Source organism: Enterobacter sp. Taxon_2, from assembly GCF_058355295.1.
In genome coordinates, this window is record NZ_CM178024.1 from 852,115 (window position 1) to 868,206 (window position 16,092).

Consider the following 16,092-nt stretch of genomic DNA (forward strand, 5'->3'; position numbering starts at 1 on the left):
TTATCATTCGTCGTGCGTCAGTATCGCCGGGATGGTGTCATCCTTGCGCAACGTCATAATTTCGCAGCCGTTGTCTGTTACCACAATAGTATGCTCGTACTGCGCAGACAAGCTTCTGTCTTTGGTTTTCACCGTCCAGCCGTCTTTCATGGTACGGATGCGGTAGTCACCCGCGTTGACCATCGGCTCAATGGTAAAGGTCATGCCTTTTTGCAGCACCACGCCGCCGTCATCTGCATCATAGTGCAGAACCTGCGGTTCTTCATGGAAGACGCGACCAATGCCGTGACCGCAGTACTCGCGCACCACGGAGAAGCCTTCTGCTTCCACAAACTTCTGGATTGCCGCACCGATGGTACGCAGGCGAATACCCGGTTTAACCATTTTCAGCGCCAGGTAGAGGCTCTCTTGCGTCACTTTGCACAGACGCTCGCCAAGAATAGTCGGCTTGCCAACGATGAACATTTTTGAGGTGTCACCGTGGTACTCGTCTTTAATGACGGTCACGTCAATGTTGACGATGTCGCCATCTTTCAGCAGTTTTTCATCGTCCGGGATGCCGTGGCACACCACTTCATTAATAGAGATGCAGACGGATTTCGGGAAACCGTGGTAGCCGAGGCAGGCGGAAACCGCGTGCTGCTCGTTCACGATATAGTCGTTACAGATACGGTCCAGTTCACCAGTGCTGACGCCCGGCTTCACGAACGGCTCGATCATTTCCAGCACTTCCGCGGCCAGACGACCGGCGACGCGCATCTTTTCAATTTCTTCAGGTGTCTTAATAGAGATAGCCATGTAATCTGTCCATCGGTGTCGATTTTTTCGACAATACTAGTCTAAGTGTCGTCAATGGTATCAGTCAGGCACACCCCGTGCCAAATTGAGAATCATTAACAGCACACTCCGCCAACAACTGTTGGTTTCTGGTCGTGTTTTGTGGTATAAAGCGCGCCGGACTTCCGATCCATCTCAGATACACAGGCTGGACGGAAGCGACAAATCTCACTTTGTGTAACAACACACACGTATCGGCACATATTCCGGGGTGCCCTTTGGGGTCGGTAATATGGGATACGTGGAGGCATAACCCCAACTTTCAATATAGAGGTTTTAAACATGGCAACTGTTTCCATGCGCGACATGCTCAAGGCTGGTGTTCACTTTGGTCACCAGACCCGTTACTGGAACCCGAAAATGAAGCCTTTCATCTTCGGCGCGCGTAACAAAGTTCACATCATCAACCTTGAGAAAACTGTACCAATGTTCAACGAAGCCCTGGCTGAGCTGAACAAGATCTCTTCCCGTAAAGGTAAGATTCTGTTCGTTGGTACTAAGCGCGCTGCAAGCGAAGCTGTGAAAGATGCTGCTAACAGCTGCGACCAGTTCTTCGTGAACCATCGCTGGTTGGGCGGCATGCTGACCAACTGGAAAACTGTTCGTCAGTCCATCAAACGCCTGAAAGATCTGGAAACCCAGTCTCAGGACGGTACTTTCGACAAGCTGACTAAGAAAGAAGCGCTGATGCGCACTCGTGAACTGGACAAGCTGGAAAACAGCCTGGGCGGTATCAAAGATATGGGCGGCCTGCCAGACGCGCTGTTCGTAATCGATGCAGACCACGAGCACATCGCAATCAAAGAAGCTAACAACCTGGGTATCCCGGTATTCGCTATCGTTGATACCAACTCCGATCCGGACGGTGTTGACTTCGTTATCCCGGGTAACGACGACGCAATCCGTGCTGTTAGCCTGTACCTGAGCGCTGTAGCTGCTACCGTTCGTGAAGGCCGTTCCCAGGATCTGGCTTCTCAGGCGGAAGAAAGCTTCGTAGAAGCTGAATAATAAGGTTTTACCCCTTATTAGTACCGTGTATGAATAGGGGCCCATTACCGGCCCCTTTTTTCAATTTACACTGTTTGGCCCCCGGCCGGGCAGTTCACATCTCCCGAGGATTTAAGAATGGCTGAAATTACCGCATCCCTGGTAAAAGAGCTGCGCGAGCGTACTGGCGCAGGCATGATGGATTGCAAAAAAGCGCTGACTGAAGCGAACGGCGACATCGAGCTGGCAATCGAAAACATGCGTAAATCCGGTGCGATCAAAGCAGCTAAAAAAGCAGGCAACGTTGCTGCTGACGGCGTGATCATCACTAAAATCGACGGCACCTACGGCATCATTCTGGAAGTTAACTGCCAGACTGACTTCGTTGCTAAAGATGGTGGTTTCCAGGCATTTGCTAACAAAGTTCTGGACGCAGCTGTTGCTGGCAAAATCACTGACGTTGAAGTTCTGAAAGCACAGTTCGAAGAAGAACGTGTTGCGCTGGTTGCTAAAATCGGTGAGAACATCAACATCCGTCGCGTTGCTTCTCTGGAAGGCGACGTTCTGGGCTCTTACCAGCACGGTGCACGTATCGGTGTTCTGGTTGCGGCTAAAGGCGCTGACGAAGAGCTGGTTAAACAGCTGGCTATGCACATCGCTGCAAGCAAGCCAGAATTTGTTAAGCCAGAAGACGTGTCTGCTGAAGTGGTAGAGAAAGAGTACCAGGTTCAGCTGGACATCGCGATGCAGTCTGGTAAACCAAAAGAAATCGCAGAGAAAATGGTTGAAGGCCGCATGAAGAAATTCACCGGCGAAGTTTCTCTGACTGGCCAGCCATTCGTTATGGATCCAAGCAAGTCTGTTGCTCAGCTGCTGAAAGAGCACAACGCTGACGTAACTGGCTTCATCCGCTTCGAAGTGGGCGAAGGCATCGAGAAAGTTGAGACTGACTTCGCAGCAGAAGTTGCTGCAATGTCCAAGCAGTCTTAATGATTGAAAAGGAGCCGCCTGAGGGCGGCTTCTTTTTGTCACCCGTCACAGGAAATCAGACAGGCTCCAGTATCGCTGTGCTGATTTGCGGCATATCATGTCGCCAGAATTAACCCCCATCTTAATCGTTGACAGTCTCAGGAAAGAAACATGGCTACCAATGCAAAACCCGTGTACAAACGCATTCTGCTTAAGCTGAGTGGCGAAGCGCTGCAGGGATCGGAAGGCTTCGGTATTGACGCAAGCATCCTTGATCGCATGGCACAGGAAATCAAAGAACTGGTCGAACTGGGTATCCAGGTTGGCGTGGTCATTGGCGGTGGCAACCTTTTCCGTGGTGCTGGTCTGGCGAAAGCGGGGATGAACCGCGTTGTGGGCGACCACATGGGTATGCTGGCAACCGTGATGAATGGCCTGGCAATGCGTGATGCGCTCCATCGCGCCTATGTGAATGCCCGCCTGATGTCCGCGATCCCCCTGAATGGCGTTTGCGATAATTACAGCTGGGCAGAAGCTATCAGCCTGCTGCGCAATAACCGCGTGGTGATCCTCTCCGCCGGTACGGGTAACCCGTTCTTTACAACCGATTCCGCTGCCTGCCTGCGCGGTATCGAGATCGAAGCCGATGTGGTACTGAAAGCGACCAAAGTAGACGGCGTGTTTACTGCCGACCCGGCAAAAGATCCTTCTGCCACCATGTACGATCAGCTGAGCTACAGCGAAGTGCTGGATAAAGAGCTGAAAGTGATGGATCTTGCCGCCTTCACGCTGGCTCGCGACCACAAACTGCCGATCCGTGTCTTCAACATGAACAAGCCTGGCGCACTGCGTCGCGTGGTCATGGGCGAAAAAGAAGGCACTTTGATCACGGAATAATTTCCGTTGACGATAAATACAGGTAAGATTCCGCTTTATTTTGTAGTGGTATCTTACCCGGGCGCGCCTTTGGCGTTGTCATGAATTAAACGCGACTATACTTAGCACACCTGTAGCGCTGTGCTGGCGGATAGTCTGCCTGAGACAAGTTTTCAAGGATTCGTAACGTGATTAACGACATCAGAAAAGATGCTGAAGTACGCATGGAAAAATGCGTAGAAGCGTTCAAAACCCAAATCAGCAAAATCCGTACTGGCCGTGCTTCCCCAAGCCTGCTGGATGGCATCATCGTAGAATACTACGGTACGCCAACCCCTCTGCGTCAGCTGGCGAGCGTAACGGTAGAAGATACCCGTACGCTGAAAATCAACGTGTTCGATCGTTCTATGAGCCCGGCCGTTGAGAAAGCGATCATGGCCTCTGACCTCGGACTGAACCCAAGCTCTGCGGGTTCTGACATCCGCGTTCCACTGCCTCCACTGACGGAAGAGCGTCGTAAAGATCTGATCAAAGTGGTTCGTGGCGAAGCTGAGCAGGGTCGTGTATCCGTGCGTAACGTCCGTCGCGACGCGAACGATAAAGTAAAAGCGCTGCTGAAAGAAAAAGAGATCAGTGAAGATGACGATCGTCGTTCTCAGGACGACATTCAGAAAATGACCGACGCTGCCATCAAGAAAATTGATGCGGCGCTGGCAGATAAAGAAGCGGAACTGATGCAGTTCTGATTTCTGTCGTACACTGATAAACGCCGTTCAGAGGGACTTCGGGTCTTGCTGGCGGCGTTTTGCTTTTATCTGGTCTAACTTTTTTCGGGCATCTCATGAAGCATTTAACACTCCTTGGCTCAACCGGCTCTATCGGTTGCAGCACTCTCGACGTCGTTCGCCATAATCCTGAACTCTACACCGTGACAGCGCTGGTGGCCGGTAAGAATGTGCAGCGAATGGTCGAGCAGTGCCTGGAGTTTGCGCCCCGCTATGCGGTGATGGATGACGAAGAGAGCGCGCGTCTGCTGAAAGCGCAGCTGCGTGAACAGGGCTGCCGAACCGAGGTGCTGAGCGGCCAACAGGCGGCCTGCGAGATGGCGGCGCAGGATGAGGTGGATCAGGTGATGGCGGCCATCGTCGGGGCGGCAGGGTTATTGCCTACGCTTGCCGCGATTGATGCCGGCAAGGACGTTCTGCTGGCCAATAAAGAGTCGCTGGTCACCTGTGGACGCCTGTTTATGGATGCGGTGAAGCAGCGCGGCGCGCGTCTTTTGCCGGTCGACAGCGAGCACAACGCGATTTTTCAGAGTTTACCGCAACCTTTTCAACAGAACCTGGGGTACGCTGACCTGGAGCAGAATGGCGTGGTGTCTATTCTGCTTACCGGGTCTGGTGGCCCGTTCCGTGAAACGCCACTGTCTGAACTGCGCGCCATGACGCCGGATCAGGCGTGCCGTCATCCGAACTGGTCGATGGGGCGTAAAATCTCCGTTGACTCTGCCACCATGATGAACAAAGGTCTGGAATACATTGAAGCGCGCTGGCTGTTTAATGCGTCAGCGAAACAGATGGAAGTACTGATTCACCCGCAATCGGTGATTCACTCGATGGTGCGTTATCAGGATGGCAGCGTGCTGGCACAGCTGGGCGAGCCGGACATGCGTACGCCAATTGCCCATTCCATGGCGTGGCCAAATCGAGTGAAATCCGGCGTGAAGCCGCTTGATTTCTGCAAGCTAAGTTCCCTGACGTTCAGTGAACCGGACTATGACCGCTATCCTTGTCTGAAGCTTGCGATGACTGCCTTTGACCAGGGGCAGGCGGCGACGACGGCACTTAATGCAGCCAATGAAATTACCGTTGAGGCATTTCTGAATCAGCAAATTCGTTTTACCGATATCGCGTCGTTAAATTTATCGGTACTGGAGATGATGGATTTGCGCGAACCACAAAGCGTGGAAGAGGTGCTGGCGGTGGATGCAGCTGCGCGTAATATTGCGCGTCAACAGGTGACACGTCTCGCAAGCTGGTGATAAAGCAACCACTAGTCGTCGTGCTATTTGTTAGCGTTGGGCTTCAGTGATATAGTCTGCGCCACCTGATCGCAGGTATTTGACTTAATGTGGTCAGGTGAGCCGTGGTTTGACACGGCTTTTTTATGTATAGGCTTCAGTATTCCTGAGTACCGTTAAATCCTTTTCAGGGACAAAAAACGCGTTATGTTGTCTGCGAATCAACCAATAAGCGAAAATTTGCCAGCTCATGGCTGCCGTCATGTAGCAATCATTATGGATGGCAATGGCCGCTGGGCGAAAAGACAAGGGAAGATACGAGCCTTTGGGCATAAAGCGGGGGCGAAATCCGTTCGTCGCGCCGTTTCTTTTGCCGCCAACAACGGCATTGATGCGTTAACGCTCTATGCTTTTAGCAGTGAAAACTGGAATCGACCTTTGCAGGAAGTGACTGCGTTGATGGAATTGTTTGTGTGGGCGCTAGACAGCGAAGTAAAAAGCCTGCACCGCCACAACGTCCGCCTGCGTATCATTGGCGATACCAGTCGTTTTAACTCACGTTTGCAGGAACGGATTCGTAAAGCAGAAGCGCTGACGGAAAATAATACCGGTCTGACGCTGAATATTGCGGCGAATTACGGCGGACGCTGGGATATTATCCAGGGCGTTCGGCATCTGGCCGAACAGGTTCAGGAAGGGCTGTTGAGACCCGACCAAATTGATGAAGAGGCGCTGAGCAAGCAAATCTGCATGAATGAACAGGCGCCTGTGGATTTGGTAATTAGGACAGGGGGGGAACATCGCATAAGTAACTTTTTGATATGGCAAATTGCCTATGCCGAACTTTACTTTACGGATGTTCTTTGGCCCGATTTTGATGAACAAGACTTTGAAGGTGCGCTGCATGCCTTTGCCAATCGAGAGCGTCGTTTCGGCGGCACCGAGCCTGGTGGCGACAAAGCCTGATGGGGGTAGCTTTTGCTGAAGTATCGCCTGATTTCCGCTTTTGTATTAATACCCATTGTCATTGCGGCGCTGTTTTTACTGCCCCCGGTGGGATTCGCTATTGTCACGCTGGTGGTGTGCATGCTCGCCGCGTGGGAATGGGGACAGTTTAGCGGCTTTACCTCGCGCACTCAGCGAGTATGGCTCGCGGTACTTTGTGGCTTTATCCTGGCCATAATGCTGTTTACGTTGCCTGAATATCACCATGATATTCATCAGCCCCTGGTTGCCGGCTCCTTGTGGATATCGTTGGTCTGGTGGGTTGCCGCGCTGTTGCTGGTTCTTTTTTATCCAGGTTCCGCGGCGTTATGGCGTAATTCAAAAGTGCTACGACTGATTTTTGGTTTGCTCACCATTATTCCTTTTTTCTGGGGTATGGTTGCGCTGCGCGCCTGGCACTACGACGAAAACCACTACAGCGGTGCGATCTGGCTGCTTTATGTGATGATTCTGGTCTGGGGGGCTGACTCCGGGGCCTATATGTTTGGTAAACTGTTTGGCAAACATAAGCTGGCGCCGAAGGTTTCTCCGGGCAAAACCTGGCAAGGATTCATCGGCGGCCTGTTTACGGCAGCGATCATCTCCTGGGGCTACGGCGTCTGGGCGAATCTTGAAGTGGCACCGTCAATACTGCTGGTGTGCTCGATTTTTGCTGCGCTTGCCTCCGTGCTCGGTGATTTAACCGAAAGTATGTTTAAGCGTGAAGCAGGGATTAAGGACAGCGGACACCTGATTCCAGGGCATGGCGGTATACTGGATCGCATTGATAGCCTGACAGCGGCTGTTCCAGTGTTTGCATGTTTGCTTTTACTGGTATTCGGGACGATTTAACGGAAGGTTTTATGCTGAGCATTCTCTGGAATCTGGCGGCGTTCATAGTTGCACTGGGTGTACTGATTACCGTGCATGAATTTGGCCATTTCTGGGTTGCTCGCCGCTGTGGCGTGCGCGTAGAGCGGTTTTCCATCGGTTTTGGCAAATCACTCTGGACGCGCACCGACCGCCACGGCACGGAATTTGTCATCGCCCTTATCCCACTGGGCGGCTACGTCAAAATGCTCGACGAACGCGTCGAGCCTGTCGCACCTGAGCTGCGACACAGCGCTTTCAACAATAAAACCGTTGGACAACGCGCCGCCATCATTGCTGCCGGACCGGTAGCCAACTTCATTTTTGCGATTTTCGCTTACTGGCTGGTGTTTATCATCGGCGTCCCGGGCGTGCGTCCGGTGGTGGGAGAAATTGCTCCCAACTCCATCGCGGCGAGTGCGCAAATTACATCCGGGATGGAACTTAAAGCGATTGATGGCATCGAAACCCCTGATTGGGATGCCGTGCGACTGCAGCTGGTTGCCAAAATTGGCGATCCGCAGACCACCATCAGCGTATCGCCGTTTGGTTCCGATGCACGTCAGGACAAAGTGCTCGATTTACGTCACTGGCGTTTCGAGCCAGACAAAGAAGATCCCGTCGCTGCGCTGGGTATTCGTCCACGCGGTGCGCAGATCGAGCCGGTATTAGCCGAAGTACAGGCAAATTCGGCGGCGAGCAAAGCGGGTTTGCAAGCGGGCGACAGGATCGTTAAAGTCGATGGTCAACCATTAACAGAGTGGATGACCTTTGTTACTCTGGTGCGCGATAATCCGGGAACGTCTCTCGCGCTGGAAGTTGAAAGGCAAGGCAGTCCGCTTTCGCTGACGCTGATCCCGGACACGAAGTCGGTCGGCAAAAAGGCAGAAGGGTTTGCAGGCGTTGTGCCAAAAGTGATCCCGCTGCCAGATGAGTACAAGACAATACGCCAGTATGGGCCGTTCAGCGCCATCCTTGAAGCCACGGATAAAACATGGCAACTGATGAAGCTGACGGTCAACATGTTGGGGAAATTGATAACCGGTGATGTGAAACTGAACAACCTCAGTGGGCCAATTTCGATTGCCCAGGGGGCTGGGATGTCAGCGGAGTTCGGGGTGATTTACTATCTCATGTTCCTCGCGCTCATTAGCGTGAACCTTGGGATAATCAACCTGTTCCCGCTTCCCGTTTTAGACGGGGGTCATCTGCTGTTTTTAGCGATTGAAAAGCTAAAAGGCGGACCGGTATCCGAGCGAGTTCAAGACTTTAGTTATCGCATTGGCTCGATTTTGCTGGTGCTGTTAATGGGGCTTGCACTTTTCAATGATTTCTCTCGGTTGTAAGAGAGTGTTAGGAAGAACGCATAATAACGATGGCGATGAAAAAGTTGCTCATAGCGTCGCTGCTGTTTAGCAGCGCCACCGTATACGGTGCTGACGGGTTCGTAGTGAAAGACATTCATTTCGAAGGCCTCCAGCGTGTCGCCGTTGGTGCGGCCCTCCTCAGTATGCCTGTACGCCCCGGCGATACGGTTAATGATGATGATATCAGTAACACCATCCGTGCTCTGTTTGCCACCGGCAACTTTGAGGATGTCCGCGTCCTGCGCGATGGTGATACGCTGCTGGTACAGGTAAAAGAACGTCCAACGATCGCCAGTATCACTTTCTCCGGTAACAAGTCGGTGAAAGATGACATGCTCAAGCAAAACCTTGAAGCATCCGGTGTTCGTGTGGGGGAATCCCTGGACCGCACAACCCTTTCAGACATTGAAAAAGGTCTGGAAGACTTCTACTACAGCGTCGGTAAATACAGTGCCAGCGTGAAAGCAGTTGTCACTCCGCTTCCGCGCAACCGTGTTGACCTGAAGCTGGTCTTCCAGGAAGGTGTTTCTGCGAAGATCCAGCAGATCAACATTGTCGGCAACCATGCGTTCAGCACCGACGAACTGATCTCCACCTTCCAGCTGCGCGATGAAGTGCCATGGTGGAACGTGGTAGGCGATCGCAAATACCAGAAACAGAAACTGGCGGGCGACCTTGAAACCCTGCGCAGCTACTATCTCGATCGTGGCTATGCGCGTTTCAACATCGACTCGACTCAGGTAAGCCTGACGCCGGACAAGAAAGGGATCTACATTACGGTCAACATCACTGAAGGCGAGCAGTACAAGCTTTCGGGTGTTGAGGTGAGTGGTAACCTGGCGGGGCATTCTGCTGAAATCGAATCGCTGACCAAAATTCAGCCAGGCGACCTGTATAGCGGTTCTAAGGTAACCAAAATGGAAGACAGCATTAAGAAGCTGCTCGGCCGCTATGGTTATGCCTATCCGCGCGTACAGACTCAGCCTGAAATCAATGACGCGGATAAAACCGTTAAGCTGCATGTGAATGTTGACGCGGGCAACCGTTTCTACGTGCGTAAGATCCGCTTCGTCGGTAACGACACCTCCAAAGATTCCGTTCTGCGTCGCGAAATGCGTCAGATGGAAGGCGCATGGTTGGGTAGCGACCTTGTTGATCAGGGTAAAGAGCGTCTGAACCGTCTGGGCTATTTTGAAACGGTGGATACCGATACCCAGCGCGTACCGGGCAGCCCGGATCAGGTTGATGTCGTTTATAAAGTGAAAGAGCGCAACACCGGTAGCTTCAACTTCGGTGTGGGCTACGGTACCGAGAGCGGCGTCAGCTTCCAGGTCGGCGTGCAGCAGGATAACTGGCTGGGTACGGGTTACTCTGTCGGGATTAACGGCACCAAAAACGACTACCAGACCTACTCTGAGTTCTCTGTGACTAACCCATACTTCACCGTAGACGGTGTGAGCCTGGGCGGTCGTATCTTCTATAACGACTTTAAAGCAGACGATGCGGATCTGTCTTCTTACACCAACAAGAGTTACGGTGTGGACGGTACGCTTGGCTTCCCGGTTAACGAATACAACACCCTGCGTGCGGGCTTAGGTTACGTGCATAACGACCTGTCCAACATGCAACCGCAGGTGGCGATGTGGCGTTATCTGGACTCTATCGGCCAGTCAACCAGTAAAAATGGTAATGACAATGGCTTCGCGGCGGATGACTTCACCTTTAACTACGGCTGGACCTATAACCGTCTCGACCGTGGTTACTTCCCAACGGAAGGTTCTCGCGTCAACCTGAACGGTAAAGTGACCGTGCCGGGTTCCGATAACGAGTTCTACAAGGTGACGCTGGATACCGCGTCCTACTTCCCGATCGATGACGATCATAAGTGGGTGGTTCTGGGTCGTACCCGCTGGGGCTACGGCGACGGTTTAGGCGGCAAAGAACTGCCGTTCTATGAAAACTTCTATGCCGGTGGTTCCAGTACCGTTCGTGGCTTCCAGTCCAACAACATTGGTCCGAAAGCGGTTTACTACGGCGGGAACGACAAAGATAACTGTGATAAGTCTTCCTCTTCGGAAGTCTGTAGCTCCAATGATGCGGTGGGCGGTAACGCCATGGCCGTTGCCAGCCTGGAGTTCATCACGCCAACGCCGTTTATCAGCGATAAATATGCGAACTCGGTCCGTACGTCCTTCTTCTGGGATGCCGGTACCGTATGGGATACCAACTGGCAGAATACTGCACAGATGCGTGATGCTGGCGTCCCTGACTACAGCGATCCGAGCAATATTCGCATGTCTGCCGGTATCGCATTACAATGGATGTCACCGCTGGGACCGTTGGTCTTCTCTTACGCCCAGCCGTTTAAGAAATATGATGGAGATAAGTCGGAGCAATTCCAGTTTAACATTGGTAAAACCTGGTAATAATCCGCTGCAAAGGAATGCGTTGGCAGTGTAGCGCTGACAACTGGCGATCGGTAACACGGTCGCCTTGCCACGCAAAGAACGGTACCTTCTGGTGCCAATGGGATGGTAAGGAGTTAATTGTGAAAAAGTGGTTATTAGCTGCAGGTCTCGGTTTAGCGATGGCAACTTCTGCTCAGGCAGCAGACAAAATTGCAATCGTCAACATGGGTAATTTGTTCCAGCAGGTTGCACAGAAAACAGGTGTTTCTGCGACTCTGGAAAACGAATTCAAAGGCCGTGCAAGCGAACTGCAGGGTATGGAAAACGATCTTCAGTCCAAAATGCAGCGTCTGCAGCGTGATGGTTCTACCATGAAGGCAAGCGACCGCAGCAAGCTGGAAAAAGACGTAATGGCTCAGCGCCAGGCGTTCTCCCAGAAAGCGCAGGCTTTCGAGCAGGATCGTCAGCGTCGTTCTAACGAAGAACGCGGCAAGCTGGTGACTCGCATTCAGACCGCTGTTAAAGCAGTGGCTGCCGATCAGAGCATCGATCTGGTTGTTGATGCGAACGCCGTCGCTTTCAACAGCAAAGATGTTAAAGACATCACTGCTGATGTTCTGAAACAGGTTAAATAAGTAATGCCTTCAATTCGACTGGCTGATTTAGCTCAGCAGTTGGATGCAGAATTACACGGTGATGGCGATATCGTCATCACCGCTGTTGCGTCCATGCAATCTGCTAAAGCTGGCACGATTACCTTCATGGTAAGCCCTAAGTACCGTGAGCAACTGGCTCAATGCCAGGCGTCAGCTGTTGTACTGACGCAGGACGATCTTCCATTTGCCACTGTAAGCGCGCTGGTAGTGAAAAACCCCTACCTGACGTATGCACGCATGGCTCAAATTCTTGATACCACGCCGCAACCGGCCCAGAACATTGCTGCCAGCGCAGCGATTGATGAGACGGCCAGGCTGGGTAACAACGTCGCCGTTGGGGCGAATGCGGTTATCGAATCCGGCGTTGTGCTGGGCGATAACGTCGTCATTGGCCCAGGCTGCTTCGTTGGGAAAAATACGACAATCGGCGCAGGGACCCGTTTATGGGCCAATGTGTCCGTTTATCATGACGTTGAAATTGGCGAAAACTGCCTCGTCCAGTCCAGCACCGTGATTGGTTCTGATGGCTTTGGTTACGCTAACGATCGCGGTAACTGGGTGAAGATCCCGCAGCTTGGTCGCGTTATTATTGGCGATCGCGTGGAGATCGGCGCTTGTACCACCATTGACCGTGGCGCGCTTGACGACACGATCATTGGCAATGGTGTTATCATCGATAACCAGTGCCAGATTGCGCATAACGTTGTGATTGGCGACAATACCGCGGTTGCGGGTGGCGTCATCATGGCGGGCAGCCTGAAAATTGGCCGTTATTGCATGATTGGCGGTGCGAGCGTGATTAATGGCCATATGGAAATCTGCGACAAGGTGACCGTGACGGGAATGGGCATGGTAATGCGTCCTATCACTGAACCTGGCGTTTATTCCTCTGGCATTCCGCTACAGCCCAACAAGGTATGGCGTAAAACAGCAGCTCTGGTGATGAACATTGATGATATGAGCAAGCGCCTCAAGTCCCTTGAGCGTAAGATCGATCAACAAGACTAAGCGTCATCCGTTGAACGCTATTTTTCCCGGCCTGTCGGCTTTCTAATAAACCGGCAGGCCGTGTTATTATTGTTATCAGTACATTTTGACAGGAAGAGTATTTTGACTACTGACACTCATACTCTGCATATTGAAGAGATTTTAGAACTTCTGCCGCACCGCTACCCGTTTCTGCTGGTAGACCGCGTGCTGGATTTTGAAGAAGGTCGTTTTCTGCGCGCAGTGAAAAATGTTTCCGTGAACGAGCCGTTCTTCCAGGGGCACTTCCCTGGTAAGCCTATCTTCCCGGGTGTGTTGATTCTGGAAGCGATGGCTCAGGCTACCGGTATTCTGGCGTTTAAAAGCGTCGGTAAACTGGAGCCAGGTGAGCTGTATTACTTCGCGGGTATTGATGAAGCGCGCTTTAAGCGCCCTGTCGTGCCTGGTGATCAGATGATCATGGAAGTCACTTTTGAAAAAACGCGTCGTGGCCTGACTCGCTTCAAAGGCGTAGCACTGGTTGACGGCAAAGTTGTTTGCGAAGCGACGATGATGTGTGCTCGTAGCCGGGAGTCCTGATACGTGATTGATAAATCCGCCTTTATTCATCCTACCGCGATTGTGGAAACCGGTGCCATCATTGGTGCTAACGTCCACATTGGCCCGTTTTGTATTGTTGGACCCCATGTCGAAATTGGTGAGGGTACAGTACTGAAATCTCACGTTGTCGTGAATGGTCATACGACCATTGGCTGCAATAACGAGATCTATCAGTTCGCCTCCATCGGCGAAGTTAACCAGGATCTGAAATATGCTGGTGAGTCGACCCGTCTGGAAATTGGCGATCGTAACCGTATTCGCGAAAGCGTCACCATTCATCGTGGAACAGTACAGGGTGGTGGGTTGACGAAGGTGGGCAGCGATAACCTGTTTATGGTTAATGCGCATATCGCGCACGACTGTACCGTGGGTGACCGCTGTATTCTTGCCAACAACGCAACGCTGGCAGGACACGTATCGGTTGATGACTTCGCAATTATTGGCGGCATGACCGCAGTCCATCAGTTCTGCATCATTGGTGCGCACGTGATGGTTGGCGGCTGCTCCGGTGTGGCGCAGGACGTCCCACCATATGTGATTGCGCAGGGCAACCATGCCACGCCGTTTGGCGTGAACATCGAAGGCCTCAAGCGTCGTGGTTTTAGCCGCGAAGCGATTACTGCCATCCGCAACGCGTACAAACTGCTGTACCGTAGCGGTAAAACGCTGGAAGAGGCGAAGCCGGAAATTGCCGAGCTGGCGAATAAGCACCCGGAAGTGAACGCGTTCATGGAATTCTTTGACCGTTCAACAAGGGGTCTGATTCGTTAATGGTCGACAGTCGTCCGCTTACGATAGCCCTGGTCGCCGGAGAAACCTCCGGCGATATTCTTGGTGCAGGTCTCATCCGCGCGCTTAAGGCGCGTGTACCCAACGCTCGCTTTGTCGGCGTTGCTGGCCCGCTGATGCAGGCCGAAGGCTGTGAAGCCTGGTATGAAATGGAAGAGCTGGCCGTGATGGGCATCGTTGAGGTGCTGGGACGGCTCCGCCGTTTGCTGCACATTCGTGCCGATCTCACCCGCCGTTTTACCGAACTCAAACCCGATGTGTTTGTCGGTATCGATGCACCTGATTTCAACATTACCCTCGAAGGGAATCTGAAAAAGCAGGGCATAAAAACCATTCACTACGTCAGTCCGTCCGTCTGGGCGTGGCGACAGAAACGCGTTTTCAAAATTGGACGGTCCACCAACCTGGTGCTGGCTTTTCTGCCTTTCGAAAAAGCGTTTTACGACAGATTTAATGTTCCGTGCCGTTTTATCGGTCATACCATGGCGGATGCGATGCCATTGGATCCGGATAAAAACGCGGCGCGCGACGTGCTGGGCATCCCCCATGATGTGCATTGTCTGGCACTGCTGCCAGGCAGCCGTGGTGCAGAAGTGGAGATGCTGAGCGCCGATTTCCTCAAAACAGCGCAAATTCTTCGCCAGAGCTATCCCGACCTTGAAGTGGTTGTTCCGCTGGTGAATGCCAAACGCCGCGAGCAGTTTGAGCGCATCAAAGCGGAAGTCGCCCCGGATCTCCACGTCCGTCTGCTGGACGGGAAAGGGCGAGAAGCGATGTATGCGAGCGATGCCGCACTGCTGGCTTCCGGCACGGCGGCCCTGGAATGTATGCTGGCGAAATGCCCGATGGTGGTCGGTTACCGCATGAAGCCGTTCACCTTCTGGCTGGCAAAACGTCTGGTGAAAACGGATTATGTCTCCCTGCCAAACCTGCTTGCCGGGCGCGAACTGGTGAAAGAGCTATTGCAGGATGAGTGCCAGCCGCAGGCGCTTGCCGATGCACTGCTGCCGCTGCTGGCAAACGGCAAGACCAGCCACCAGATGCACGACACCTTCCGCGAACTGCATCAACTGATCCGCTGTAATGCTGATGAGCAAGCGGCTGATGCGGTGCTGGAGCTAGCAAAATGATGGAATTTGTTTATCCTCACACTCGCCTTGTGGCGGGCGTGGACGAAGTGGGTCGTGGTCCGTTAGTGGGGGCTGTGGTGACCGCCGCGGTGATCCTCGATCCGGCTCGCCCGATTATCGGGCTGAACGACTCAAAAAAATTGTCTGAAAAGCGCCGGCTGGCGCTGTTTAGTGAGATTCAGGAGAAGGCGCTGGCCTGGAGCCTGGGGCGCGCTGAACCGCATGAAATAGACGAACTGAATATTTTGCATGCCACGATGCTGGCGATGCAGCGTGCGGTAGCGGGTTTGAAAATTTCCCCGGAATATGTCCTGATTGACGGCAACCGCTGTCCCGCATTGCCCATGCCTTCAATGGCGGTTGTCAAAGGCGATAGCCGGGTCGCAGAAATCAGCGCAGCTTCTATTATTGCCAAAGTGACGCGCGACGCTGAAATGGCCGCGCTGGACCTCACTTACCCTCAGTATGGTTTCGCCCAGCATAAGGGGTATCCCACACCTTTCCATCTGGAAAGGCTGGCTGAACATGGCGCAACCGAACACCACCGTCGCAGCTTTGGCCCGGTGAAGCGCGCGCTGGGACGGGTGTCCTGAATCAATACGCAAGCAATTA

At 52.8% G+C, this 16,092-nt stretch carries 16 protein-coding genes; 15 read left to right on the forward strand and 1 reads right to left on the reverse strand.

Features of this window, described 5'->3' with window-relative positions; all coding sequences use genetic code 11:
• Positions 1-3 precede the first annotated feature (3 nt).
• Complete coding sequence (gene map / locus AC4IC4_RS03900; protein WP_023310454.1) at positions 4-798, reverse strand: type I methionyl aminopeptidase; 795 nt, start codon at positions 796-798, stop codon at positions 4-6.
• Positions 799-1,119: 321 nt separating this feature from the next.
• On the opposite strand from map, the gene rpsB reads away from it, so the two are divergent.
• From rpsB to rnhB, 15 genes are all read left to right on the forward strand, one after another.
• Positions 1,120-1,845, forward strand: coding sequence for a 30S ribosomal protein S2 (gene rpsB / locus AC4IC4_RS03905; protein ID WP_003856207.1), 726 nt, complete (start codon positions 1,120-1,122; stop codon positions 1,843-1,845).
• Between the two features lie 117 nt (positions 1,846-1,962).
• Positions 1,963-2,814 (forward strand): translation elongation factor Ts, encoded by an 852-nt coding sequence (gene tsf, locus AC4IC4_RS03910; RefSeq protein ID WP_014830708.1) that lies wholly within the window; start codon positions 1,963-1,965, stop codon positions 2,812-2,814.
• Between the two features lie 150 nt (positions 2,815-2,964).
• Positions 2,965-3,690, forward strand: a complete 726-nt coding sequence (pyrH, locus tag AC4IC4_RS03915; protein WP_008501910.1) for a UMP kinase — start codon at positions 2,965-2,967, stop codon at positions 3,688-3,690.
• Positions 3,691-3,857: 167 nt separating this feature from the next.
• Positions 3,858-4,415: a ribosome recycling factor gene (frr, locus tag AC4IC4_RS03920; protein WP_014882629.1), complete on the forward strand. Its 558-nt coding sequence runs from the start codon at positions 3,858-3,860 to the stop codon at positions 4,413-4,415.
• A gap of 95 nt (positions 4,416-4,510) precedes the next feature.
• Positions 4,511-5,710, forward strand: a complete 1,200-nt coding sequence (gene ispC, locus AC4IC4_RS03925) for a 1-deoxy-D-xylulose-5-phosphate reductoisomerase (RefSeq protein ID WP_491472188.1) — start codon at positions 4,511-4,513, stop codon at positions 5,708-5,710.
• A gap of 186 nt (positions 5,711-5,896) precedes the next feature.
• Complete coding sequence (gene ispU, locus AC4IC4_RS03930; RefSeq protein ID WP_024907522.1) at positions 5,897-6,655, forward strand: (2E,6E)-farnesyl-diphosphate-specific ditrans,polycis-undecaprenyl-diphosphate synthase; 759 nt, start codon at positions 5,897-5,899, stop codon at positions 6,653-6,655.
• Between the two features lie 12 nt (positions 6,656-6,667).
• Entirely contained in the window at positions 6,668-7,525 is an 858-nt protein-coding gene (gene cdsA / locus AC4IC4_RS03935; protein ID WP_024907523.1) for a phosphatidate cytidylyltransferase, read from the forward strand.
• Between the two features lie 11 nt (positions 7,526-7,536).
• The gene (gene rseP / locus AC4IC4_RS03940; protein WP_024907524.1) at positions 7,537-8,889 is read left to right on the forward strand and encodes a sigma E protease regulator RseP; all 1,353 of its coding nucleotides are present in this window, start codon (positions 7,537-7,539) and stop codon (positions 8,887-8,889) included.
• A 29-nt stretch (positions 8,890-8,918) separates the two neighbouring features.
• Positions 8,919-11,336: an outer membrane protein assembly factor BamA gene (gene bamA / locus AC4IC4_RS03945; protein WP_491472189.1), complete on the forward strand. Its 2,418-nt coding sequence runs from the start codon at positions 8,919-8,921 to the stop codon at positions 11,334-11,336.
• A gap of 122 nt (positions 11,337-11,458) precedes the next feature.
• Entirely contained in the window at positions 11,459-11,953 is a 495-nt protein-coding gene (gene skp, locus AC4IC4_RS03950) for a molecular chaperone Skp (RefSeq protein WP_008501902.1), read from the forward strand.
• Between the two features lie 3 nt (positions 11,954-11,956).
• A complete protein-coding gene (lpxD, locus tag AC4IC4_RS03955) occupies positions 11,957-12,982 on the forward strand; it encodes a UDP-3-O-(3-hydroxymyristoyl)glucosamine N-acyltransferase (RefSeq protein WP_157188633.1) in 1,026 nt (341 codons plus the stop codon).
• A 102-nt stretch (positions 12,983-13,084) separates the two neighbouring features.
• Positions 13,085-13,540, forward strand: a complete 456-nt coding sequence (gene fabZ, locus AC4IC4_RS03960; RefSeq protein ID WP_010426706.1) for a 3-hydroxyacyl-ACP dehydratase FabZ — start codon at positions 13,085-13,087, stop codon at positions 13,538-13,540.
• A gap of 3 nt (positions 13,541-13,543) precedes the next feature.
• Positions 13,544-14,332 (forward strand): acyl-ACP--UDP-N-acetylglucosamine O-acyltransferase, encoded by a 789-nt coding sequence (gene lpxA / locus AC4IC4_RS03965; protein WP_023310462.1) that lies wholly within the window; start codon positions 13,544-13,546, stop codon positions 14,330-14,332.
• Positions 14,332-15,480 carry a lipid-A-disaccharide synthase gene (lpxB, locus tag AC4IC4_RS03970; protein ID WP_024907527.1) on the forward strand — a complete coding sequence of 383 codons (1,149 nt, stop codon included), beginning with the start codon at positions 14,332-14,334 and terminating at the stop codon, positions 15,478-15,480. The genes lpxA and lpxB overlap by 1 nt, the downstream gene beginning before the upstream one ends.
• Positions 15,477-16,073 (forward strand): ribonuclease HII, encoded by a 597-nt coding sequence (gene rnhB / locus AC4IC4_RS03975; protein ID WP_024907528.1) that lies wholly within the window; start codon positions 15,477-15,479, stop codon positions 16,071-16,073. Before lpxB ends, rnhB begins: the two co-directional genes overlap by 4 nt.
• Positions 16,074-16,092: the final 19 nt, after the last annotated feature.